General features: G+C 59.8%; 21 protein-coding genes. 7 read left to right on the forward strand and 14 right to left on the reverse strand.

All coding sequences use genetic code 11. The annotated features are described in order from the left end of the window. Positions 1–52: 52 nt before the first annotated feature. The 11 genes from RHP75_RS11065 to RHP75_RS11115 form a co-directional block, all read right to left on the reverse strand. A complete protein-coding gene (locus RHP75_RS11065; protein WP_311088233.1) occupies positions 53–922 on the reverse strand; it encodes a lipopolysaccharide kinase InaA family protein in 870 nt (289 codons plus the stop codon). 167 nt (positions 923–1,089) lie between these two features. Beyond that, positions 1,090–2,070 carry a transcriptional regulator ArgR gene (argR, locus tag RHP75_RS11070; protein ID WP_108486437.1) on the reverse strand — a complete coding sequence of 327 codons (981 nt, stop codon included), beginning with the start codon at positions 2,068–2,070 and terminating at the stop codon, positions 1,090–1,092. A gap of 67 nt (positions 2,071–2,137) precedes the next feature. After that, entirely contained in the window at positions 2,138–2,902 is a 765-nt protein-coding gene (locus tag RHP75_RS11075) for an ABC transporter ATP-binding protein (protein ID WP_269381195.1), read from the reverse strand. A gap of 18 nt (positions 2,903–2,920) precedes the next feature. Beyond that, positions 2,921–4,033 (reverse strand): M14 family metallopeptidase, encoded by a 1,113-nt coding sequence (locus RHP75_RS11080; RefSeq protein ID WP_311088234.1) that lies wholly within the window; start codon positions 4,031–4,033, stop codon positions 2,921–2,923. A gap of 10 nt (positions 4,034–4,043) precedes the next feature. Continuing rightward, positions 4,044–4,742, reverse strand: a complete 699-nt coding sequence (locus RHP75_RS11085; RefSeq protein ID WP_269381193.1) for an ABC transporter permease — start codon at positions 4,740–4,742, stop codon at positions 4,044–4,046. Positions 4,743–4,757: 15 nt separating this feature from the next. After that, positions 4,758–5,447, reverse strand: a complete 690-nt coding sequence (locus tag RHP75_RS11090; protein WP_170048877.1) for an ABC transporter permease — start codon at positions 5,445–5,447, stop codon at positions 4,758–4,760. Positions 5,448–5,639: 192 nt separating this feature from the next. Beyond that, the gene (locus RHP75_RS11095; RefSeq protein WP_311088235.1) at positions 5,640–6,419 is read right to left on the reverse strand and encodes an ABC transporter substrate-binding protein; all 780 of its coding nucleotides are present in this window, start codon (positions 6,417–6,419) and stop codon (positions 5,640–5,642) included. Positions 6,420–6,946: 527 nt separating this feature from the next. Then, positions 6,947–8,902: an acetate--CoA ligase gene (gene acs / locus RHP75_RS11100; protein ID WP_311088236.1), complete on the reverse strand. Its 1,956-nt coding sequence runs from the start codon at positions 8,900–8,902 to the stop codon at positions 6,947–6,949. 246 nt (positions 8,903–9,148) lie between these two features. After that, positions 9,149–10,066 (reverse strand): DUF4824 family protein, encoded by a 918-nt coding sequence (locus RHP75_RS11105; RefSeq protein ID WP_311088237.1) that lies wholly within the window; start codon positions 10,064–10,066, stop codon positions 9,149–9,151. Further along, complete coding sequence (locus tag RHP75_RS11110) at positions 10,066–11,136, reverse strand: DUF2157 domain-containing protein (RefSeq protein ID WP_311088238.1); 1,071 nt, start codon at positions 11,134–11,136, stop codon at positions 10,066–10,068. Before RHP75_RS11110 ends, RHP75_RS11105 begins: the two co-directional genes overlap by 1 nt. Before the next feature lie 126 nt (positions 11,137–11,262). After that, the gene (locus RHP75_RS11115; RefSeq protein ID WP_311088239.1) at positions 11,263–12,816 is read right to left on the reverse strand and encodes a sigma-54-dependent transcriptional regulator; all 1,554 of its coding nucleotides are present in this window, start codon (positions 12,814–12,816) and stop codon (positions 11,263–11,265) included. Positions 12,817–13,074: 258 nt separating this feature from the next. Here RHP75_RS11115 and phhA point away from each other — a divergent pair, with 258 nt between their 5' ends. The 6 genes from phhA to ggpS all read left to right on the forward strand — a co-directional run bounded on the left by phhA (position 13,075) and on the right by ggpS (position 20,826). Beyond that, a complete protein-coding gene (phhA, locus tag RHP75_RS11120; RefSeq protein WP_269381189.1) occupies positions 13,075–13,860 on the forward strand; it encodes a phenylalanine 4-monooxygenase in 786 nt (261 codons plus the stop codon). Between the two features lie 59 nt (positions 13,861–13,919). Next, positions 13,920–14,273: a 4a-hydroxytetrahydrobiopterin dehydratase gene (locus RHP75_RS11125; RefSeq protein ID WP_037056381.1), complete on the forward strand. Its 354-nt coding sequence runs from the start codon at positions 13,920–13,922 to the stop codon at positions 14,271–14,273. Then, complete coding sequence (locus RHP75_RS11130) at positions 14,270–15,466, forward strand: amino acid aminotransferase (RefSeq protein WP_311088240.1); 1,197 nt, start codon at positions 14,270–14,272, stop codon at positions 15,464–15,466. The genes RHP75_RS11125 and RHP75_RS11130 overlap by 4 nt, the downstream gene beginning before the upstream one ends. Positions 15,467–15,562: 96 nt before the next feature. Continuing rightward, positions 15,563–16,951 carry a DUF2254 domain-containing protein gene (locus RHP75_RS11135; protein WP_311088241.1) on the forward strand — a complete coding sequence of 463 codons (1,389 nt, stop codon included), beginning with the start codon at positions 15,563–15,565 and terminating at the stop codon, positions 16,949–16,951. 215 nt (positions 16,952–17,166) lie between these two features. Further along, positions 17,167–18,462, forward strand: coding sequence for an MFS transporter (locus tag RHP75_RS11140; protein ID WP_311088242.1), 1,296 nt, complete (start codon positions 17,167–17,169; stop codon positions 18,460–18,462). Between the two features lie 96 nt (positions 18,463–18,558). Beyond that, complete coding sequence (ggpS, locus tag RHP75_RS11145) at positions 18,559–20,826, forward strand: glucosylglycerol-phosphate synthase (RefSeq protein WP_311088243.1); 2,268 nt, start codon at positions 18,559–18,561, stop codon at positions 20,824–20,826. A gap of 60 nt (positions 20,827–20,886) precedes the next feature. On the opposite strand, the gene RHP75_RS11150 is transcribed toward ggpS, so the two are convergent. The 3 genes from RHP75_RS11150 to RHP75_RS11160 all read right to left on the reverse strand — a co-directional run bounded on the left by RHP75_RS11150 (position 20,887) and on the right by RHP75_RS11160 (position 22,917). Beyond that, on the reverse strand, positions 20,887–21,306 hold the full coding sequence (locus tag RHP75_RS11150; protein ID WP_311088244.1) for a VOC family protein: 420 nt from the start codon (positions 21,304–21,306) through the stop codon (positions 20,887–20,889). A gap of 30 nt (positions 21,307–21,336) precedes the next feature. Beyond that, on the reverse strand, positions 21,337–21,756 hold the full coding sequence (locus RHP75_RS11155) for a YciI family protein (protein ID WP_311088245.1): 420 nt from the start codon (positions 21,754–21,756) through the stop codon (positions 21,337–21,339). A 258-nt stretch (positions 21,757–22,014) separates the two neighbouring features. Continuing rightward, the gene (locus RHP75_RS11160) at positions 22,015–22,917 is read right to left on the reverse strand and encodes a LysR substrate-binding domain-containing protein (protein ID WP_311088246.1); all 903 of its coding nucleotides are present in this window, start codon (positions 22,915–22,917) and stop codon (positions 22,015–22,017) included. A 101-nt stretch (positions 22,918–23,018) separates the two neighbouring features. Here RHP75_RS11160 and RHP75_RS11165 point away from each other — a divergent pair, with 101 nt between their 5' ends. After that, entirely contained in the window at positions 23,019–24,227 is a 1,209-nt protein-coding gene (locus RHP75_RS11165) for an MFS transporter (protein ID WP_311088247.1), read from the forward strand. The last annotated feature ends 4 nt before the right edge of the window (positions 24,228–24,231 follow it).

Here is a 24,231-nt window from a genome sequence, read left to right on the forward strand (position 1 = left end):
TCGCTGCAGTTTTTTATTGGGGGAATATCGTTGAGCTAACCCGCAGGACTAGCTAGCGACCCTGCAACTTCTCACAGAATGCCTGCTGTGCTGGCTGCGAAGTCATCACTGAATAGCGCGTAGTACGTCCAACTTTATGGTCACGAAAACGCAGATAAACCGGCTCAAACACACTGCGCTTTAACGCCGGGTGGGCTCTGCGCAAGTAGCTATCACTGACGTCGTGATAGCGTTCCTTACTGATAAAGCGCTGAAACCAGTAGGTGTAGAAATAGCCGTGGAGAAAGCCCAGCGCGAAGTTCTGCTCCAGCACTTGATGAGCACAGCACTCGAAATCAATCAGACGCAACTGCTGGTCTGGCCCGACCAGAATATTCTTCGGGTGCGGGTCGAGGTGACAAAACCCCAAGGCCAACATGCGGCTAAACAACTCGAAAATCTGCTCCAGTAGCTGTTCAGCCTGCTCTGGATTGCTTTGCAAACGCTTGTCGACATCGCAATGGTCAGCGAAAAAGTTCACCAGCAAATACTCCTCTTTGAGGAAAACCAACCTACGCGTGCGGTAGCCATAGGCAGCTACTCGTGGCACGAAGTCGGCGGCTGGGTTGATTCGCTGCAGGTTGATAAATTCGTTGGTCAGGTCGTGCAGACCGTAACTCTTCTTTCTGCCGAAGAAATTGGTTAGCTGCTTCTTCCAACTGGTCAGGTGGTTGTACTTGAGTACCCACTGCTGCGTACCTTCAAGCAGGTAAACGCCGCGAGTTTCCTCCAGCGGATCGAGAGTTTTGCAGTCTTGCGGCGCGTCGAAGAAACGCCGCAATGCGGCCTGGACACCGGAGAACTGATCACGTGCGATCAGAAACTGATTACGCTGCAATTTAGCCCGAACAAACCCTTTGCTGATCGACTTGAGATGAAACATGCAACGTCCTTGTGGAAAGTTCATTACGTTGGATAACACGTACTGAAAATCTAAATTCGGCGCGCATTAGAACACATGGCGACAGGCCAGTAATGGCCGCCTACACGACACGCATCACAGATCAATTGCGCCGCGGGGCGCGCAAGCATCCTGCTTACGCTCAATCGCTAGCCGCGTTCGATTGGCGTAGAAGTCAGCTCGAATGGGCTGTTGCTGCGACGCTGGTTGCGGTCTTCGCGCGGGGTGGCGCCGAAGAAGTTGCGGTAGGCGCTGGAGAAATGCGGGCCGGAAGAAAATCCGCAGGACAGGCCGATCTGGATGATCGATTTGCTGGTCTGCATCAGCAGTTGGCGCGCCTTGTTTAGACGCAGCTCCAGGTAGTACTGACTGGGGACGCGGTTGAGGTACTGCTTGAAGATGCGCTCCAGCTGACGGCGCGATACGCAGACGTGCTGGGCAATTTCGTCGGTAGTCAGCGGCTCTTCGATATTGGCTTCCATCAGCAGCACGGCCTGAGTCAGCTTGGGGTGGCTGGAGCCCAGACGGTTCTGCAACGGAATACGCTGACGCTCGCCGCCTTCGCGAATACGCTCGACCACCAATTCTTCGGAAACCGCACCGGCCAACTCAGCGCCGTGATCACGGGCGAGCAAGGCCAGCAGCAAGTCGAGCACTGCCAGGCCGCCACAAGCGGTCAGGCGATCACGGTCCCAATCGAACAGATGGCTGGTGGCGATCACCTTGGGGAAACGTTCACTGAAATCGTCCTGCCAGCGCCAGTGCACCGAAGCGCGGTAGCCATCGAGCAAGCCCAGCTGCGCCAGCGGGTAGACACCGGCGGCAATCGCGCCGATAACGCAACCGCCGCGCACCAGTTGCTTTAGCGCACCTGAGAGTGCCGCAGGCATCGGCCCTGGCGGCTCATCGGCGAGCAGAAAGAGCTTCTGGCAGCCTTCCAGCTTGCCCACCCAGGATTCCCCTGGAAGCCGCCATGCACCTTCAAGCGGTGCTTCAGCCTGCAGAAACACCAGCTCATAGACCACCTCGGGGTGGACGCGCTGGGCAACGCGCAGCGCTTCTTCCGCCAAAGCCAGGGTCAGGGGCTTGGTGTTGGGCCAAAGCAGGAAGCCAATTCGGTGGGCATTCATGGGGGGCAGTTTAGGCTCTGTTGGCGATTATGGGCATAGCACGGATGCTTGCAGATGTTGCCGCGGGTTATTTGAGACTGCCAGAGAGGAACTGCTGCAGGCGTTCGGATTGCGGATTGGCCAGCACTTCTTTCGGGCAGCCGCGCTCTTCCACCACGCCTTTATGGAGAAACACCAACTGGTTAGATACTTCCCGGGCAAAGCCCATTTCGTGGGTCACCACGACCATGGTGCGACCTTCCTGGGCCAGGTCCTGCATGACTTTCAAGACTTCACCCACCAGCTCCGGGTCCAGCGCCGAGGTTGGCTCGTCAAACAGCATCACCTCAGGCTCCATGGCCAGGGCGCGGGCAATCGCTACACGCTGCTGCTCGCCGCCAGACATATGCGCCGGGTATGCATCCTTACGATGGGCCACACCAACCTTGTTCAGGTAATGCTCGGCTTTTTCCAGGGCTTCTTTCTTGCTCATGCCGAGCACGTGCACCGGGGCTTCCATGACGTTTTCCAGGGCGCTCATGTGCGACCACAGGTTGAAGTGCTGAAACACCATGGACAAGCGCGAGCGCATGCGTTGCAGCTGCTTGGGATCGGCAGCTTTCAGGCCGCCATCCTTGCTGGCCACCAGTTTCAGCTCTTCGTTGTTGAGCAGAATCTTGCCGCCGTGGGGCTGTTCCAGCAGGTTGATGCAACGCAGGAAGGTACTCTTGCCCGAGCCGCTGGAGCCGATGATGCTGATCACATCGCCGGCCTTGGCCGCCAGTGACACGCCCTTCAATACTTCGTGGCTGCCGTAGCGCTTGTGCAGATCCTGAACTTCAAGTTTGTACATGGTTTCCACTCTCTTGAATCAGTCGCTGAGCAAGCGACCCTGGCGAATTGGGGTACGACCGGCCACTTTGGCCAGCCACAAACCGGGCTGAGCAAAACGTAGCCGCTCACGCGCATAGAGCACACCATCTGTAGCGGCACAGACAGTTGTGTGGCGATCGTCCAGTGGATCGATCACCTCAAACAGAGGGTCGCCGGCCAAAACCCGCGCGCCCACCGGTTGCAGAAAGCTCACCACTCCGGCATGCGGGGCATAGGCGTATTGCGCGCCATTAAACGGCGTGGCCTCGCAGCTTTCAGCCGGCGCTGGGGGCCAATCACCGGCAATCAGGCCCTGTTCGGCGAGGAACGCCAGAATGCTTTCGGCACTGGCCTCGGCTTGCGGTTTTCCGGTATCGGCCATGCCGCCCAGCTCAACCGTCACCGCCAGGCAAGCTAATGGCACAGCCGCCTGAGGAAATTGCCGCGCCAGATGCACCCAGGGCAAGGCACAGGCTTCATCGAAAGAACTGCCACCGGAGTCCTCGACGGTCAGCGCCGCACCGGCCTGCAGGCGTGCGGCCAGCGAACGCAGCTGCGGCCACTGCTGCGGCAGCAGGTACAGATGCACGGCCGCATCAAAATCACAATGCAGATCGAGCACCACATCGGCATCGCAAGCGTGTTTGAGCAGCAGGCGCTGCATGCCTTGCAGCTCAGAGCCTGCTGGCGGCAGGGCCTCCAATGCGGCCTGCATGGCGGCGCGAATCAGCCGCACATTGCTCGGCCCGTCATTGCCCAGACAGCCTTCCAGCGCTGGCGCAATGGCAGCAGCCAGGTCAAAGAAATCACGGTTAAAGTTCTTGCCGCTGCCCATCTCAAAACGGCCCTGATGGGTCGCCTGAAACATCTGCCCCAAGCCAACCGGGTTGGCCACGGGCACGAGCTCAATCACCCCGGTCAAACGCCCCTGGGCTTCAAGCTGGCGCAGGCGGTGCTTGAGTTCCACCGCCACACGCATCCCTGGCAACTCATCAGCATGCAGCGAGGCCTGGATATAGGCCTTGCACGGGCCTTGGCCGAAACGGAACACACTCAAGCGGCGTTCGGTGCCAGGGCAGCCCCAGGGCAGTGGATGATCGATACGCTGCATGTTCTGTTCCTCAGGCCTTGCGCGGGGCCAGATAGGCCAGCCAGCGGCGTTCGGCCAGCTTGAACAGCCGTACGAGGATAAAGGTCAGGCACAGGTAGAACAGGCCGGCAGTGATAAACGCCTCGAACGGCAGGTAGTACTGCGAGCTGACGGTGCGTGCCGCGCCGGTGATGTCGATCAGGGTGACGATCGAGGCCAGCGACGTGGTGTGCAGCATCATGATCACTTCGTTGCTGTACTGCGGCAGTGCGCGGCGCAGGGCAGACGGCAGCAGGATGCGGCGGTACAGCTTAAAGCGCGACATGCCCATGGCCTTGGCGGCTTCAATCTCGCCATGGGGCGTGGCTTTCAGGCTGCCGGCGAGAATCTCCGCGCTGTAGGCGCTGGTGTTGATGGCAAACGCCAGGCAGGCGCAAAAGGTGGCGCTGGAAAAATACGGCCACAGCGCGCTCTCACGCACTGCCTCGAACTGCGCCAGCCCGTAATAGATGAGAAACAGCTGCACCAGCATCGGCGTGCCGCGAATCACATAGGTGTAGAGCCAGGCTGGAAAGTTGACCAGCGCCGATTTGGAGACACGCATCAGCCCCAGGGGAATGGCCAGCGCCAGACCGCAGGCCAGGGAAATCAGCAGAATTTTCAGGGTGACCAGTACACCGCCAAAGTACAGCGGCAGGTTTTCCAGAATTACGTTGTAGTCAAAGATCATCGCTGCGCTCCCCGCTTACAGATCAGCGGCTTTGATGCCGACCGAGTAACGTTTTTCCAGGTAACGCAAAGCCAGCAACGACACGCTGGTCAGCACCAGATACAGGGCCGCGACGGCCAGGTAGAAGGTGAACGGCTCACGGGTGGCATCGGCGGCGCTTTTCGCCTTGAACATCATGTCCTGCAGACCGACCACGGAAATCAGCGCGGTAGCCTTGGTCAACACCAGCCAGTTGTTGGTGAACCCAGGAATGGCGAAGCGAATCATCTGCGGCACCAGGATGCGAAAGAACACCTGCATGCCATTCATGCCATAAGCCGCACCGGCTTCAGCCTGACCTTTGGGGATGGCCATAAAGGCTCCACGGAAGGTCTCCGACAGGTAAGCACCAAAGATAAAGCCCATGGTGAACACGCCGGCAATAAAGGGGTTTATATCGATGTAGTCGTCATAGCCGAGCATCGGCGCCAGACGGTTCACCATGTCCTGACCGCCGTAGAAGATCAGCAGGATCAGCACCAGATCGGGAATCCCGCGGATTACCGTGGCATAGGTTTCACCCAGCAGCGCTAGCCACTTGATCGGTGACAGGCGAAACGCCGCACCCAGCAAACCCAATACGATGGCCACGGCCATCGAGGTCAGCGCCAGAATCAGGGTGAGCCAGGCACCCTCCAGAATGGTCGAGCCGTAGCCGTTGAGCATGCTCTGCTTACCTCATGCAAACGCCGGGCGGCGCCTGGGAGTACTACGAAAAACTACCGGGAGCAATTTATGACGTCGCTCCACGACGGCCAGAAGAGTTTTCACCAACAATGGTGATCACAAAAAGTGGCGCAAGCTTCAGGTTATTGACAGCCTGCGCCACTTTCAGTGAAAGCGACTGAGCGAACTCAATCAGTCGCCGTAGACGTTGAAGTCGAAGTACTTGTCCTGCACTTCCTTGTACTTACCGTTGGCGCGGATGGCCAGGATGGCAGCGCTGATCTTGTCAGCCAGGGCCTTGTCACCCTTGCGCACGGCAATACCGGCGCCCATGCCGATGTATTTCTCGTCGGTATAGTCTGGGCCTACCAGGGCGAAGCCTTTACCGGCGTCGGTTTTGATAAAGCCATCGTCGATATTCACAACGTCAGCAAAGGTGGCGTCCAGACGACCGGAAGCCAGATCAAGGAAGGCTTCGTTCTGCGAGCTGTAACGCACGATCTCGATACCGGCAGGGGCAAAGATATCGGTGGCGTAACGGTCGTAAGTGGATGCGCGCTGTACGCCGACTTTCTTGCCTTTCAGATCAACCAGCGGGTCGTTGAGTACGGTACCCGCTTTCATCGCCAACTTGCCCGGGGTCTGGTAGTACTTGCCGCTGAAATCAACCGATTTCAAGCGATCTTCGGTGATGCTCATCGAAGACAGTACGGCGTCGAACTTACGCACTTTCAGGGCAGGGATCAGGCCGTCGAATTCCTGCTCGATCCATTTGCATTCCACTTTCATCTCTTCGCACAGGGCGACGCCGATGTCGTAGTCGAAACCGCTGATGGCACCTTCAGGGGTTTTGAAAGCGAACGGCGGGTAAGCCGCTTCGATACCGATACGCAGAGGCTTAGCCTCTTCAGCCATGGCCAGCGGCGACAGCATGGACAGCGCCAGTGCGCCGAGAAGTGCAATCTTCTTCATTTTGTGACTCCTTCGAATGGGAATGGCATCGGTTGGCAGAGATTGTTCGGGTATGCATCCAGCTTTGCATGAATTGTAGTGAGTCACCGCCAAGCTGCGCGCTACGCAGGCGCCGGACGGCCCCAGCCGGGTGAGCGGCATTCTAGCGACAGCTCGAAAGTCGATATTTCTTCAATGCGACAAGTAATTACAAAAGGCCCGGACGGGTATAGCGAGGATATTGACAGCCTCTGAAATATATGCAGAGACAGAAAAGACAGTTAACCATGGAATAAAGCAATTAACGCGCCCACTTATAACAAAGCCTTTATTTTCGAGGCCTGATGGCGGTTTTTATTTTCATAGCAACATCGAACAATGCGCCATCTTGGAGCAAAACGTTCCCGCACACCCCATAAAAGTGCGCGCTGTTACGCCCCAGTGGTGAGTAAATACCCAGATGAAAATCGGTAACACCCGACAAAGCACAACGCCCTGCCCGGCTTGTGGCCGAAACAGGGCGTTGTTTACAGGCGATTCAGCCGAAGTCAGGCAGCCTGCATGTCGCGGTGAGTGTCGATAAGGTGCTGCACCACGCCAGGATCGGCCAGCGTGGAGATATCGCCGAGTGCATCGTACTCGGCGGTTGCGATCTTGCGCAGGATACGGCGCATGATCTTGCCCGAGCGGGTTTTCGGTAGGCCTGGGGCCCACTGAATCACGTCCGGTGAAGCAATCGGGCCGATTTCCTTGCGCACCCAGTTTTTCAACTCCTGGCGCAATTGTTCGGACGGCTGCTCGCCACCATTCAAGGTGACGTAGACATAGATGCCCTGCCCTTTGATGTCATGCGGCACGCCAACCACGGCAGCCTCGGCGACTTTCGGGTGAGCAACCATGGCGCTTTCGATCTCGGCGGTGCCCATACGGTGACCAGAGACGTTGAGCACGTCATCGACGCGGCCGGTAATCCAGTAGTAACCGTCTTCATCACGGCGCGCACCGTCACCAGTGAAATACATGCCCTTGAAGGTTTTGAAGTAAGTGTCGACGAAACGGTCGTGGTCGCCATACAGCGTACGCGCTTGGCCCGGCCAGGAGTCGATGATCACCAGGTTGCCTTCGGCAGCACCCTCGATCAGGTTACCCAGGTTGTCCACCAGCGCCGGTTGCACGCCAAAGAACGGACGGGTCGCTGAACCCGGCTTGAGTGCAGTAGCGCCCGGCAGCGGGCTGATCAAGATGCCGCCGGTTTCGGTCTGCCACCAGGTATCGACAATCGGGCAACGCTCTTTGCCGACGGTCTTGTAGTACCAGCTCCAGGCTTCCGGGTTGATCGGTTCACCAACCGAGCCGAGCAGGCGCAGGCTAGAACCATCGGCACCGGCCACCGCAGCATCACCCTGGGCCATCATGGCGCGAATCGCTGTAGGTGCGGTGTAGAGGATATTGACCTTGTGCTTGTCGACGATCTTCGACACCCGGGTGATATCCGGATAATTCGGGATGCCCTCGAACAGCAGCGTGGTCGCGCCATTGGCCAGCGGGCCATAGACGATATAACTGTGGCCAGTGACCCAGCCCACGTCGGCGGTGCACCAGTAGATATCGCCCGGCTTGTAGTCGAACACCCGCTCATGGGTCAGCGCGGCATACACCAGGTAACCGCCGGTGGTGTGCTGTACGCCTTTTGGCTTACCGGTGGAGCCGGAGGTATAGAGGATAAACAGCGCTTCCTCGGCGCCCATTTCCTTCGGCGCGCAATGGCTGGAGGCCACGGCCATCAGGTCTTCGTACCAGATGTCGCGATGCTGGTTCCACTTGATCGGGCTACCGGTGCGCTTGCAAACGATGACCTTCTGCACACTGCTGGTTTCCGGGTTGGTCAGCGCGTCGTCGACGTTGGCCTTCAGCGGGGTTTTCTTGCCGCCGCGCAGGCCTTCATCGGCGGTGATCACCACCTTGGATTGACAGTCGATGATGCGGCCGGCCAGTGCTTCCGGGGAGAAGCCACCGAACACCACCGAGTGGATCGCGCCGATACGGGTACAGGCCAGCATCGCCACCACCGCCTGCGGAATCATCGGCATATAGATGGTCACTACGTCACCGCGGTGCACGTCTTGGCCGCGCAGGGCGTTGGCGAACTTGCAGACTTGTTCGTGCAGCTGGCGGTAGGTGATTTCCTCGTGCTCAGACGGGTCGTCGCCTTCCCAGATGATCGCCACCTGATCGCCACGCTCTTCCAGGTGACGGTCCAGGCAGTTGTAGGAAACGTTAAGGGTGCCATCGGCAAACCACTTGATATCGACATGGTGATCGTCGAAGGAGGTCTGCTTGACCTTGGTGAACGGCTTGATCCAATCCAGCCGCTGGGCCTGCTCACGCCAGAAACCGTCAGGGTTGATCACCGACTGCTGGTACATGGCTTTATAGGTGGCCTCATCAGTCAGCGACTGGGCCGCCACCTCAGGGCGCACGGGATACAAGGACGCAGCACTCATCAGAAACACCTCGGTGGGTAGTTGTTGTTCTATGGCCCATTTTGTAGCCAGGACCCCACCTTTGAGCCATTCGACCATGGTCTTAACGCTCTACGACAATGGTTGCAGAGGGAAATCGCGAGCAAAAAAAAGGCGGTCATCTGACCGCCTACCCAAATCATTCCAGGGAGAGGAATGGAGAAACGCTTGCATCCAAACCACGCAGGATTGGAACGCCGCCACTTTCGCCCAGCACACTGTGCTGCACTATTGCACCTTGGTCGTAGACTGCGGCGCGCTCACCTGCCGGGCGCTTAAATCAACAAACCAGGGCTCCAGCCTGCGGCCAAAGGCAACATCGGCGCTAAACAGCTTCTGATAACTCGGGTAATCAACGCCGGGCTGCTCATCCTGCTGCGGCAGGCTGTCGAACGTTGCATGCCAGCGATGCGGCAGATTGAGGCTCTGCACCCCTGGGGTTTCGGCCGAACCGCCGAGCTGCCAGGTCCAGCGCTGGTTATCCGGGCGCGGGTCATCGCCCTCTCCATCCCAGTCAGTCGCTACGCTGCTGGCCTGCACCTCGATGATGCTGCGCACAATGGCGTAGCGCGTGCGATCAGGGTAACGCTCGCGCAATGCCTGCTGATCCATTCCAACATCGACCACCAGCAAGCGAGTAGCGCGCCGCCGCTCATAATCCAGCGCATTAGCAGCATGCTGAGCCGCCTCGCGCAGCTCTTTGCTGTCCGGCACAGACTTCTGCAAGCGCAAGGCCTCAGCATGGGCGGCAACCATCAGCGCGACCTCACGCTGATAGGCCGGACCATCGAGTTCCAACACCAACAGTGCATCACGGTCCAGCTGACGACGGTAAAGCCGCACGGTCTGCTCGTTAAGCTCAGTGGGTACATGGAAGCCCAGTTCCGCCATCTTCTCGGCATTGATCGACAGGTAGTAGTGGTCATCATCCGCCTGGCTCGGCCAGCGATAATCCAGACGCAGCGCCAAGCTGCTGTTGTCCTTGCGCCAATAGGCATAGGTCGCAGCCAGCTCGCGCTCGGACAGTTGCAGGCGGCTTTCTTCAGGCGGCTGGCGATTCCAGGCCACACCCGCGAGGATGATGGCGTTGACCACACCAATCAGCGCCAGGCCGGCAATTAGATAACGTACGCGCTCCCTGTTCATTACACACCTCCCAGCAGCCCATGGCGACTGCGCAAACGCCGCAGCACCAGCAAAATCAGCACCGCACTCAGGCCCAGTACCAGGAAGAACAGGTACTTGGGCATGATCTCCCACCACCAGTCGAACAGCTTGGTGTACAGGAAAATCACAAAGAAACTCAGACCGGTGTTCACCACATCCGACCAGCCACGGCGCACGCCTAGCCAGATCACCAACGCCGCGAGGATAAAACCGCCGACGTGGTAGGCATTCTCGATGTATTCGGGCGGATAGTCGAAGTAACTGCCCGCCCCCCAATGCGCCAGCACCAGTACCGGTAGAAACACCCCGAGCAGGCCAAATATCCGGTAAATCACCGCAAAGCCATCGAAACGGCGCTGATCAATCAGCAGCGGTAGCACGAAAATCAGCAGCGCCGCCGGGATGAAGTTCTCCGGCCGCTGAGCAAACCCCAGCCAGTAGATGCCATCCCAGCTACCGATGCGCGCCGCGACAAAGGCCAGTAGGCAGCTCAGCCCTGCCGCCAACAGCAGGCGTGCACCGCAGGCATAGGCCAGCAGCAGCGCGTAGAGCGCCCAGGGCAGCAAGGCGTTGTTCGATGGGGTGATATTGAATATCTGCCCGAGCATGACGATGTTCAGCACAAAGCAGGTAAAAGCCACCAGCGCCGCCAGTTTGCTGAAGTAACCCGAGCTGTCGAGGCGCTGCACCCATAACGTCAAACCGAACGAGGCGAGGCTCGCGGTCAGCAGAATCGCCACCTGGCTCCGGGTGCCGAACAAACCCCAGAACTGATAGAACAGGAAAAACACACTGGCCGCCAACGCCAACGCACCCAGAAACGAGGCAATGCGCATCCCCAGCGACAATTGCCGGGCCTGAATATCGTGATCAATATCGAAGGCCGCCAGATAGCGGTTAAGCAATTGCTGCTGATAGCCATGCAGACTGGCGCGCTGGCTGTCACTCAGGTTCAACACCTGCTCGGCCTCAAGGCGCGCCAATTCGCGGTTGAAAACGCCGATCTCATCGGCACGTTGCTGGGCATCGCTGCGGTTTATGTTGGGCATGGCAATCCTTGCTGCTGGGCCATCAGGTCATAAGCTGATCAGCACACTCTAGCGCTAAATTTTCGGCGATGGGCTGATCCAGTAGAGGGTTCGTAACTGCGAACAGCCCTTACGGCTAAAGGCCCGCTATTCCTTACCCAAGCCATGCTGACGCAGCTTGTTGGCGATAGTGGTATGCGACACACCGAGGCGCTTACCTAACTGACGGCTGCTGGGGTGGTCATGGAACAGACGCTCCAGCACGGCTTTCTCAAAGCGCCCGAGAATCTCGTCCAGGCCGCCCTCTACCGAAAACTCGCCCAGCGGCTGCGGCGCGCCGTAGTCCGGCAGGCGGATATGTTCGCCCTTGACCACCCCGCCATCGCAAAGCGAAACGGCCTGAAACAGCACGTTCTCCAATTGGCGCACATTACCCGGCCAGTGGTAGTGACCGAGCTTATCCAGTACCACTGGTGCCAGCTTGGGCAGCGGGCAGCCGATCTGCCGGCTGGCCTGATCAAGAAAGTGCTCCACCAGCGGCGGCAGGCCATCCAGGCATTCGCGCAGCGGCGGGATATGCAGGCTGAGCACGTTGAGGCGGTGATACAGATCCTGACGGAACTCGCCCTTGGCGCACAGTTCGGACAGATCCACCTGGGTGGCGCAGATCACTCGTACATCCAGGTACACCTCCTCGTCACTGCCGACCCGGCGGAAGCAGCCGTCCTGCAGAAAACGCAACAGCTTGGCCTGCAGACGCGGGCTCATCTCGCCGACGCCATCGAGAAACAGCGTGCCGCCAGCGGTCAGCTCCAGTAGGCCAAGCTTGCCTTCCGGCCGCGCACCTTCGAAGGCGCCAGGGCCGTAGCCAAACAGCTCGGTTTCGGCCATGGATTCCGGCAAGCCGGCGCAGTTCAGCGCCATAAATGGCGACTGCCCACGCGGACTGGCCAGGTGGCAGGCGCGGGCCAACAGCTCCTTGCCGGTGCCGGTTTCACCCTCGATCAGCAACGGTGCATCCAGCGGAGCCATACGCCGCGCTTCGCGCACCACGGCGGCCATCACTTTGGAACTCTGGAAGATCGAATCGAAGCCGCGCAGCTCTTGTTTGCGTACGTTGTAAATTCGCTCGCCCACACGGTCCGCTCGATGCAGCGTAAGTACCGCGCCGGCCATGGCATCACTCTCTTCATGCTCGGTTTGCAGCGGCGCGATATCGGCGAGAAACACATCGCCCTTCACCTTCACCCGCAGGCCGTTGATCCGCGACTTGTTGGCGCGCACCAGCTCCGGCAGGTCGAAATCCTCGGCATACCGCGACAGCGGAATCCCCGGCACCTCATCCACCCGCACACCGAGCAGCTGCGCCGCGCTGCGGTTGGCCGCAACGATGCTGCCGCCCATATCAATGGACAGCACCGGGAAATCCAGCGCACCGAGCAACGCATTCAGCTCCAGATGACGGCGCTCGCTGGGCATAAGGCCGACGCGTTTGACGCCGAACACCCCGGAAATCGCCTCGAACTTAGGCCGCAGCGATTGGAACTGCAGGTTGATCAGGTTCGGACAGTGCAGGTAGATGGCGTTGCCCTGCTCGCCACCGACCTCGCCACGGGCTACGTTGATGCCGTATTCGACCAACAGGTTGAGGATGTCGCGCAGGATGCCAATTCGGTTCTGGCAGTGGACTTTGATACGCATGGCAGGGCTCTTGTGGGTCTTGTTATGGCCGGCCAACGGCGAACAATCGACGAAGGCGGCGGATTATTTGTCAAGAATATGTGACAGATCAGCGCAGCAGCAAGACGAGAGTTCGCCACACCGCCGCACACGTAACCAATTCTTTACGAAATAACCGCCTTTTCCTCCTGCATCAGGTTCAGCTCTGGGCTGCATAAGCGCAGCGACTGGCGTATTCCTGAGTCCAATAAAACAACAAAGCCCCAGCAGGAGGCAGCGATGAAGAGCACGCAATACCTGGCGCGCGAACCGGATGACAGTGGCTTTATCCATTACCCGGAAGCCGAGCATCAGGTGTGGAATACCCTGATTACCCGCCAACTCAAGGTGATCGAAGGCCGCGCCTGCCAGGAATACCTGGACGGTATCGAGCAGCTCGGTCTGCCTCATGAGCGTATTCCGCAGCTCGGCGAGATCAACCAGGTGCTGCAAGCCACCACCGGCTGGCGCGTGGCGCGGGTGCCGGCGCTGATTCCCTTCCAGACCTTCTTCGAGCTGCTGGCCAGCAAGCAATTCCCGGTGGCGACGTTTATCCGCACACCTGAAGAGCTGGATTACCTGCAGGAGCCGGATATCTTCCACGAGATCTTTGGCCACTGCCCGCTGCTGACCAACCCCTGGTTCGCCGAATTCACCCACACCTACGGCAAGCTCGGTTTGGCCGCCAGCAAGGAAGAGCGCGTGTACCTGGCGCGGCTGTACTGGCTGACCATCGAGTTCGGTTTGCTCGACACCAGCCAGGGGCAGCGCATCTACGGCGGCGGCATCCTTTCTTCACCGAAGGAAACCCTCTACTGCCTGTCCGATACCCCGCAGCACCTGGCCTTCGATCCAATCGAGGCAATGCGCACGCCGTATCGCATCGACATCCTGCAGCCGCTGTATTTTGTGCTGCCCGAGCTTAAGCGCCTGTTCGAACTGGCCCATGAAGACATCATGGCCATGGTGCAGCAAGCCATGCGCCTGGGCTTGCATGCGCCGAAGTTTCCGCCGAAAGCGGCATAACCTTTGTAGGATGGCCCGCCCCCATCCTACGGCCCACTTTTGACCCTTGGAGAATCCCCATGTCCCTTGCCCAAGCCCAATGCGAAGCCTGCCGCGCCGATGCGCCGAAAGTCAGCGATGAAGAGTTGGCCGAACTGATCCGCGAGATTCCGGACTGGAACATCGAAGTGCGCGGCGACCATATGGAGCTGGAGCGGGTTTACCTGTTCCGCAACTTCCGCCATGCCCTGGCCTTTACCAACGCGGTCGGCGCCATCGCCGAGGAAGTCGGCCACCACCCGGCGCTGCTCACCGAATGGGGTAAGGTCACCGTGACCTGGTGGAGCCATGAAATGCGCGGCCTGCACCGTAATGACTTCATCATGGCCGCACGCACCGATGTACTCGCCGCCAGCGCCGAGGGCCGCAAGTGAGCCATTTCCACAACATTGTGCGAGTGCCGGGCGATCCGATTCTCGGCCTAATGGACGCCTACCGCGCTGACCGCAACCCGGCCAAGCTCGACCTCGGCGTAGGCGTGTACAAGGACGCTCAGGGCCTGACGCCGATTCCCCGGGCGGTCAAACTTGCCGAACAGCGGCTGGTAGAAAGCGAAACCAGCAAAAGCTATATCGGCGGCCACGGCGACCCATTATTTGGCAGTCTGCTTAGTCAGCTTGTGCTGGGTGTGGACAACCCGCTGCTGACTGAACGCGCTGGCGCCACCCATACACCTGGCGGCACCGGGGCGCTGCGTCTGTGCGCGGACTTTATCGCCCACTGCCTGCCGGGCCGTGGCATCTGGCTAAGTGACCCGACCTGGCCGATCCACGAGAGCATCTTCGCTGCCGCCGGCCTGCGTGTTGGTCATTACCCCTATGTCGGCGCGGACAACCAGCTGAATGTCGAGGCAATGATTGCCGCCCTCGCCCATGTGCCCAAAGGCGATGTGGTGCTGCTGCACGCCTGCTGCCACAACCCTACCGGCTTCGACCTCACCCCACGTGACTGGAAGCGCGTACTGGAAGTGGTCAAAGCCCGCGAGCTGCTGCCGTTGATCGACTTCGCCTACCAGGGTTTTGGCGATGGCTTGGAGCAGGACGCCTTTGCTGTACGCCTGTTTGCCGCGGAATTGCCTGAGTTGCTGATCACCAGTTCCTGCTCGAAGAATTTCGGTCTGTACCGCGAGCGCACTGGAGCGCTGATCGTCTGCGCCGAGACGGCGACAAAACTGCAGGACGTGCGCAGCCAGCTGGCCTTTATCGCGCGCAATCTGTGGTCCACCCCGCCGGCTCACGGCGCGGCAGTGGTCGCCAACATCCTGGCTGACACTGAACTGCACAGCCTGTGGGTCAGCGAACTGGACGCCATGCGCCAGCGCGTTGCCAGCTTGCGCGGCGGCCTGGTTGAAGCCCTGCAACCGTATGGTCTGAGCGAGCGTTTTGCGCATATTGCGCTGCAACGCGGCATGTTCTCTTACACCGGCCTGTCGCCGGTCCAAGTGCAACGCCTGCGCGATGAGTTCAGCGTGTATATGGTCGGCAGCGGCCGCGCGAATATGGCCGGGCTCGATGCTGAGCGACTGGATCAGTTGGCCAGCGCCATTTCGCGCGTCTGCAGTGACTGACATGCACCAGAGCCCCGCACAGCGCTGGGGCTCTGGTAGCAGCATGTGCCGATAAGCTTGCTATAGTCGCCGCACGCCCATCGCACCGAGACGCCCGTGGCCCGCTTGTTGAATTTAGCCTTCCGCCTGTACCAGCGCATCTTGCACAGCCTGGCCCTCTACCCGACGCTGATCGCATTGGGCTTCTTCGTTTTGTGCCTGCTGAGCATGAGCATCGAATACCAGCCCTGGATGATGTCGCTCAAAGACGAGATTGATGTCGGCCTGGTGCGCAATGCCGACAATGCCCGCTTGATTCTCGGCACGCTGGTCGGCGGCATCCTCTCACTGATGGTGTTCAGCTTCTCCATGGTCATGGTGGTGCTCAACAATGCCGCTGCCGCGCTGTCACCGCGCGTAGTGCCCGGCCTGATCAGCGATAAAAGCCACCAGAAGACCCTGGGTTTCTATCTCGGCACCATCCTTTTCTCGCTGCTGCTGATCACCACGATTGAACTGGACAACTCGGCCCAGGTACCCAGCCTCGGTGTACTGATGGCACTGGCGATGGGCATCGCCTGCCTGGGCCTGTTTGTGCACTTTATCCACTCGATTTCCCGCTCTATTCAAGTGGAGTACATTCTCAACAATCTGTACCACACCACCCTGGCGAAACTCGCCGCGCGCGCAGCCAAGCTGGCCGCTATCGACAACCTGCCCAGTTGGCCAGAGGAGCAAAACTGGCAGGAGGTCTGCGCGCAACGCAGCGGTTATTTCAAAGAGCTCAACGTCAACACGATCAACAGCATCCTGTGTGAGCACGACCTGCGCATGACCGTGATGATCCACCGTGGGTTCTTCGTGATGAGTGGCCGGCCGTTGTTCAAGCTCAATCGTGAGGTCGATTCGGCAATCAGCGATGCGCTGCTCGACTGCTTCGATTTCTTTCTCGAGGAATACGCGCACACCCACTACCTGTTTGGCTGCACGCAGATGTCGGAAATCGCCGTCAAGGCGCTCAGCCCCGGCATCAACGACCCCGGCACGGCGATTACCGCCATCGACCTGCTCAGCGTGTTATTCAGCAAACGCCTGGCGTTGCCGGACCTGGATGTCACCCTGGCGGACGATGGCCCGCCACGTCTGCTGCATTATGAACTCTCGCTGGATGAGTTACTGCAACGGGTATTTGGCCCCATTCGTCACTACGGCTGCGCCGATGTGAGTGTGCTGATCGGTTTGCTGCAAGCCTTTAAGAACCTGCTCTACCAGCCGCTGCGTGCTGCGCAGAAAACCGATCTGCTACGGCATGTGCGCAGCGTGCAGGAAACCGCCGATCAGCACCTGAGCAACAGTCGCGATCGTGAAGCGATCAACCAGCTGCTCGAACGCATCAGCCAGAACAGTTCAGCCCTGGAGCCGATTGCCCTGCTTGGCATACCGGACAGCAAGAGTGCGGAAAACAACACCCAGCAACCTTCTACCGGTTCGCGGGAAGCCCTGTAAGCGCGAAGGAAGCCTAGGGCGGAGCGCGAGCAGTATTGGTGCAGCACGACGTTTCAGCGCCCTCGGCGCACGCACAGGTAATGCGTGGAAAAATCAAAAGACCGTTTATCTATAAAATTAACTGTTTAAAAACAACATCTTAATTCGTTACCTGGCTAAGCACTGGCACCCTTCATGCTTGCACTCAGCGGCATAGTTCCCTAGGGTAGTTCGCCATGTGGTCCCTGATTGCCCCTATCAGCTCGTTGCTCGGTGGGGTTGCTTTACTCCTCCTCGGCAATGGCCTGCTCAACACCCTACTGACCTTGCGTGGCGTCGCCGAAGGCTACTCCACCTCGATGCTCGGCCTGATTATGTCCGGGTACTTTGTCGGTTTTCTCCTTGGCACCTGGCTGGCGATTCCGCTGGTCCGCCGCGTTGGGCATATCCGTGCGTTTGCCTTTTGCGCCGCCCTCGCTGCCATCACCGCCCTGCTGCATGTGCTGATCGTCGACCCGTGGGTCTGGCTGGGCCTGCGTGTGCTCTACGGCCTGGCGCTGGTCAGCCTGTATATGGTGATCGAGAGCTGGCTTAACGCCCAGGTGCCCAACGACAAACGCGGCCAGGTGTTTGCCGTGTATATGGCGGTCAACCTCGGCGCGCTGGCCGCCGCGCAGCAGTTGCTCAATCTGGCGTCGCCGAGTGACTTCGTGTTGTTCGTGCTGGCCGCCATGCTCATCAGCGCGGCGTTGATGCCCATAACCCTCACCCGGCAGATCCAGCCCAGCGTGCCGGATACCCTGCACACCAATTTGCGCCAGATCGCCGGTATAGCCCCATTGGCGCTGGCCGCCGCTGGCTTATCCGGTCTGGCCCTTGGCGCGTTCTGGGGTATGGCGCCGGTATACGCCAGCCTGAACGGCTTCGATGCCACCGGCGTGGGTTTGCTGATGAGCAGCACGATTCTCGGCGGCGCGTTGCTGCAATGGCCGATTGGCATCTACTCGGATAAACACGACCGCCGTCTGGTGCTGTTCTGGGTGGTGGCGCTGGCCGTAGTGGTCGCCGTGCTGATGAGCCTGTTGCCGGCCGGTCGCCTGCTGCTTGGGCTGATATTTATCTGGGGCGGTTTGGCCTTTGCCATCTACCCGATTGCCGTGGCGCAGTTAATCGACCAATTGCACAGCGATGAAATCCTCGCCGGCTCCAGCAGCCTGCTGATGGTCAACGGCATTGGCTCAGTGTGCGGCCCGCTGCTCGCCGGCTTGCTGATGCAGCACCTAGGCGCCCAGGCACTGCCGCTGTATTTCGCCGCCACGCTCGGCCTGCTGGCAGCTTACACGCTGTACCGTCTGCGCCATGTCAGCGACCTGGTCAGCGCACCGGCCGGGCACTTTATGCCCATGCTGCGAACCAGCCACACGGTGCTTGAGCTGATGCCCGATGCACCGCCCACAGACGACCCAGACCCAACTGACCCAACTGACTCACATGAGGACCCGCCCAACCCGGCGCCGCAGATGCCGGGGTAAACCAAGAGACGAACGCCCCATGGCGCAATCGTCCATAGCTCGTCGGCTTTTGTCGGCGCGTCACTGCACCCACTTAACTGGACAGGAAGACAGCGCATGTTACTTGCCACCGATCTCGATGGAACCTTTCTCGGCGGCGATCCCAAGGATCGCCTGAGCCTCTATCAGACCATCGCCGCCCACCCGGAAATCCGCCTGGCCTACGTCACCGGCCGCAGCCTGGAGTCAGTGTTGCCACTGCTGGCAGACCCGACCCTGCCGCAACCGGATTTCATCATCTCCGACGTTGGCGCCAGCTTGGTGCACGGCGACACCTTGCAGCCAATCCAGCCGCTGCAAAGCGCGGTGGACGCCCTCTGGCCCGGCGATAGCCAGGTTGCCAGCGCCATCGAACGCTTTGCCCTGGAGCGCCAGGACGTACCGCAGGTGCGCCGCTGCTCCTACTTCTGCGACCCGGAGCAAGCGGCTAATCCAGCCCTGCTGGAAGTCGCTGAGAGCCTGGGCTGTGACCTGCTCTACTCGGCCGAGCGCTACCTGGATTTTCTGCCCAAGGGCGTTAACAAGGGCAGCAGCCTGCAGGCGTTGATCGACTGGCTGGAACTGGACAACGACCAGGTGCTGACCGCCGGCGACACGCTCAACGACCTCTCCATGCTCAGCGGCCAGTTCAAGGGCGTGTGTGTGGGCGAATCCGAAGACGGCCTGCTGCAGGCCACGCGGCAATATTCGCGAGTATTCCACGCCGAACGCGCCGGGTGCGGCGGCATTCTTGAAGCCTTTGTGCACTTTGGCTTTCTCGGCAAACAGGGCATCGCTGCCGAAGGCAAGCAAGTAGCCGACCCAGGCAAAGCCGATCTGGTGATGGTCTACCATCGCCTGCCCTATGAAGAATTCCGTGGTGCCGATGGCAAGCTGCAACGCCGCCGCCCGACCTCACCCAACGGCATTATTCCGACCCTGCTGAGCTTCTTTGGCGATGGTCGCGCCGGTTCCTGGGTGGCCTGGGCTGAGCATGACGAAAACAGCGGCGAAACCTTCGATAGCCACACCACCGTGGATGCCGAACGCTACCCGAAGCTGACCGCCGCACGGGTGGCGCTGAGCAAGGAAGAGGTCGACATCTTCTACAAGCGTTTCTCCAAGGAAGCCTTCTGGCCGACCCTGCACACCTTCTGGGAGCGCGCACAGTTCCGTGAAGACGACTGGCAGGTGTTCCTCAAGGTCAACCGCGCCTTTGCCGAACGCACCGCCCTGGAAGCCGCCGAAGGCGCCACCGTCTGGCTGCACGATTACAACCTGTGGATGGTCCCCGGCTATCTGCGCGAGCTGCGCCCGGACCTGCGCATCGCCTTCTTCCACCACACCTACTTCCCCTCGGCGGATGTGTTCAACGTATTGCCCTGGCGCCGGCAGATCATCGGCAGCCTGCTGCAGTGCGACTACATCGGCTTTCATATCCCGCGCCAGGTGGAAAACTTCGTCGATGCCGCACGCGGCGTGATGCCGCTGCAAACCGTCAGCCGACAGAACTGCGCACCACGCTTTATCACCTATGGCTGCGCCGTGGGCCTGGAGCGCATGACCACCGCCGTGGACACCGGCAACCGCGTGGTCAAACTCGGCGCCCACCCGGTGGGCCTGGATATCGAGCGAGTACGCAGCGCCCTGGCCGCGCCGAAGATCAGGGAAATGATGGAACGTCTGCGCAGCGAACTTGCCGGGGTCAAACTGATTCTCTCGGTGGAACGCCTCGACTACACCAAAGGCATTCTGGAAAAGCTCAACGCTTACGAGCGCCTACTGGAAGAAAACCCCGAACTGCTCGGCAAGGTCACCCTGGTAACAGTGTGCGTGCCGGCGGCCAAGGAAATGACCATCTATGACGAACTGCAAGGGCAGATCGAGCAGGCCGTGGGCCGCATCAACGGCCGCTTCGCCCGCATCGGCTGGACGCCGCTGCAGTTCTTCTTCCGCAGCCTGCCGTTCGAGGAAGTCAGCGCCTGGTACGCCATGGCTGACGTGATGTGGATTACCCCACTGCGCGACGGCCTCAACCTGGTGGCCAAGGAATTCGTCGCCGCTCAAGGCCTGCTGGATGGCCGTGGCGTGCTGGTGCTTTCGGAGTTTGCCGGCGCTGCCGCCGAGCTCAAAGGCGCACTACTGACCAACCCGCATGACCCGGTGGATATGACGCAAACCTGTTATGTGGCACTGAACATGCCTAAGGCCGAGGCCCAGGCGCGCCTGCGCGAGCTGTTCGATATCGTCAACTACAACGATATCCGCCGCTGGGGTGATGAATTTCTCACCGCTGTCAGCGACCCGCAGGATCAACTGGACCGCGCCCTCGGGCTGGTCGGCTAGGCGGCAACGGCGCAGCTGCGTAGTTCAACTGCGTAGCTGCGCCGAGCCAATCCCGCCTTCCTAGCCCATCTGCGCATCCACATCGCAGTTGATCATCCAGCTCACACCGAAGCGATCAGTGAACATGGCAAAGCGCGTGGCCCAGAAGGTCTGCTGCAACTCCATCTGCACCGTGCCACCCGCCGACAGCGCCTTGTACAGACGCTCAGCCTCCGGCACGTTTTCCACCTGCAGGGAAATCGAACAACCCTTGATGCCCTCATACGGCATGCCAGGCATATTGTCAGACGCCATCAGCAGCTGATCGCCCACCGTCAGACAAACGTGCATCACGCGGTCGTGAAACTGCTCCGGCACATTGCCGGCTTCCGGGCTTTCGCCAAAACGCATCAGCTCCAGGCTACCGCCCAGGCATTCGGCGTAAGAGTTAAAGGCCGCTTCGCACTGACCATCGAAAATCAAATAGGCATGAATCTTCATTTGCACTCTCCTTAGTACGGTTTTGGGGTTTTACGACTCAAGCCGCGCGCGCAGGCGTTCTTCCTGCTCACGCAACTCTGGGGTGAATTCGTCACCAAAATCCTCGGCCTCGAAAATCTGCCGGATCTCGATTTCGCTATCGCCGGGCATCGGATTAGGGCAACGCTTGACCCACTCGATGCACTCCGCAAGAGACGCCACCTGAAAAATCCAGAAACCGGCAATCAGCTCCTTGGTTTCGATAAACGGGCCATCCGTGACGCTGCGCTGACTGCCGGAGAACTTCACCCGCGCGCCTTTGCTGCTGGGCTGCAGGCCCTCGCCGGCGAGCATCACGCCGGCCTCAACCAGCTCTTCGTTGTAACGCCCCATCGCCGTCAGCAGCTCCTCGCTGGGCATAAAACCGGCTTCGGAATCTGCAGTTGCCTTGACTATCACCATAAAACGCATGCCGCTGTCCTCGCGTAATTGATTGATCAGCCTGCCGCCAGGGGTTTGTCCGGGTATGTAATGGCAGACCGCAAACCCAAGGCTGGGTTCTATAAAGTAGTCGAACAGCACAATGGCCAATCGACAGGCGCGCCAAAAAATATCGAATTAAATCCAGATCAGGTGATTGCAGTGGCAAGGTAGGAGCAACCTGACCGCGATATTGCGCAGCTACGTCAATGCGCGAGCCAGCCCGCAACTACCAAGACAGCAAAACGCTTAGCCCGTCTGCACAGGCTCAGTCAGCTGACTGCTCAGGTAATCAAGAAAACAGGTGATGCGCGACGCCAGCGCGGTGTTGCGGTAGTACACCGCATGAATAGGCTGGCGCACCTCGACGGTGTCGCGCAGCAACAGTTGCACCAGCTCGCCGCTGGCGCGGTCGGCGGCGGTCATAAAATCCGCCAGACAAACGATCCCTGCACCACTCAAAGCTAATTGACGCAAGGTCTCGCCGCTGGAAGCACTCAGGCTGGGGCTGATGTTCAGCGAGTCGCCCAACGGATGACGCAGCGGCCACTGGTTAAGGCTGTCTGGCTGGGTAAAGCCGAGCAGGCTGTGCTGGGCCAAGTCGGCAACGGTCTTCGGTGTGCCATGGGCTTTGAGGTAGGACGGGCTGGCGAGAATGCGCAGGCGATTACTGCCCAGCGGCCGCGCATGCAGAGTGGAGTCGCGCAGCGCACCGATGCGGATGGCCACGTCGGTGCGCTGTTCCAGCAGGTCGATAATCTGATCACTGCTGTGCAACTCCAGCTGAATGTCCGGGTACTGCGCCCGAAACCCCGCCACCAGCGGCACCACCACATGCAGCATAAAAGGCGCCGCAGCATTCACCCGCAAACGCCCTGCTGGCTTCTGCCGCCGCACCTTCATCTGCTCTTCGGCGCTTTCCACCGCATCGAGAATCTTGCGCGCCTGGGCGAGAAAAGCCTGGCCTTCTTCCGTCAACTCCAAACGCCGCGTAGTGCGGCGCAGAAGCGTGACATCGAGCTTTTCTTCCAACCGGCTCAGGGCGCGGCTAACGCCTGAGGCTGTCTGCGTCAGCTGTTCGGCGGCGGCACTGATCGAGCCACTGTCCACCACGCTGACAAAGGCCAGCAGTTCATCGAGGGTCGTTTTCATTCGTGCATATTAGTCAAATATATTGTGCTGAATACCCTATTTTTCGGCATCAGTGATCCGGTGAGACTGCGCCCCACACAGTTTCCCTTGGAGCCTCTAGCATGCCCATCGCCCTACTGGCGCTCACCCTGAGCGCTTTCGCCATCGGCACCACCGAGTTTGTGATCGTCGGTTTGCTGCCCACCATCGCCGCCGACCTCGGCGTCAACCTACCCTCCGCCGGCCTGCTGGTCAGCCTCTACGCCCTCGGCGTGGCCATCGGCGCGCCACTGCTTACCGCACTCACCGGTAAAGTGCCACGCAAGGCCCTGCTGCTCGGCCTGATGGTGCTGTTTACCGCTGGCAACCTGCTGGCCTGGCAAGCGCCGAGTTATGAATCACTGATCATCGCGCGCATCGTTACCGGCCTCGCTCATGGGGTGTTCTTCTCCATCGGTTCGACCATCGCTACCAGCCTGGTGCCCAAAGAGAAAGCCGCCAGCGCGATTGCGATCATGTTTACCGGCCTGACTGTGGCTCTGGTGACTGGTGTGCCGCTGGGCACCTTTATCGGTCAGCATTTCGGCTGGCGCGAAACCTTCCTCGCCGTATCCGCCCTGGGCGTAATCGCCTTTGTCGGCAGCCTGCTGTATGTGCCCAATAACATTCAGCACAACAAACCGGCCTCGGTTCTGCAGCAGCTGCAGGTGCTCAAACAACCACGCCTGTTGCTGGTATATGCGATGACGGCCATTGGCTACGGCGGCACTTTTACCGCTTTCACCTTTCTTGCACCGATCCTGCAAGACCTCGCCGGTTTCAGCGCTGGAAGCGTCAGCCTTGTGCTGCTGGTGTATGGCGTATCCGTGGCTTTCGGCAATATCTGGGGTGGCAAACTGGCGGATAAGCGTGGGCCGATCAGCGCACTGAAAATCATCTTCCTGCTGCTCGCCGCCGTGCTATTTATGCTCACCTTTACCGCCCACAACCCATGGTTGGCGCTGCTGACCGTATTGCTCTGGGGCGCGGTGGCATTCGGCAACGTGCCGGGCCTGCAGGTGTATGTAGTGCGCCAGGCCGAACATCACACGCCGCAGGCCGTCGACGTGGCATCGGGCCTGAATATTGCCGCCTTCAACCTCGGCATCGCCGGCGGCGCCTGGGGTGGTGGGCTGATTGTCGCCCATCTGGGGCTGGTCCATACCGCCTGGATTGGCGGCCTGGTGGTACTAGTGGCTTACGCACTGACGGTCTGGAGCGGCCATCTGGATCGCAAAAACCCACTGCCGCAACCAAGCAGCGACAGCTCCGCATTCGTCGCTGGTCACTGAGCCC

Source organism: Pseudomonas sp. SG20056 (assembly GCF_031764535.1).
GTDB lineage: Bacteria > Pseudomonadota > Gammaproteobacteria > Pseudomonadales > Pseudomonadaceae > Aquipseudomonas.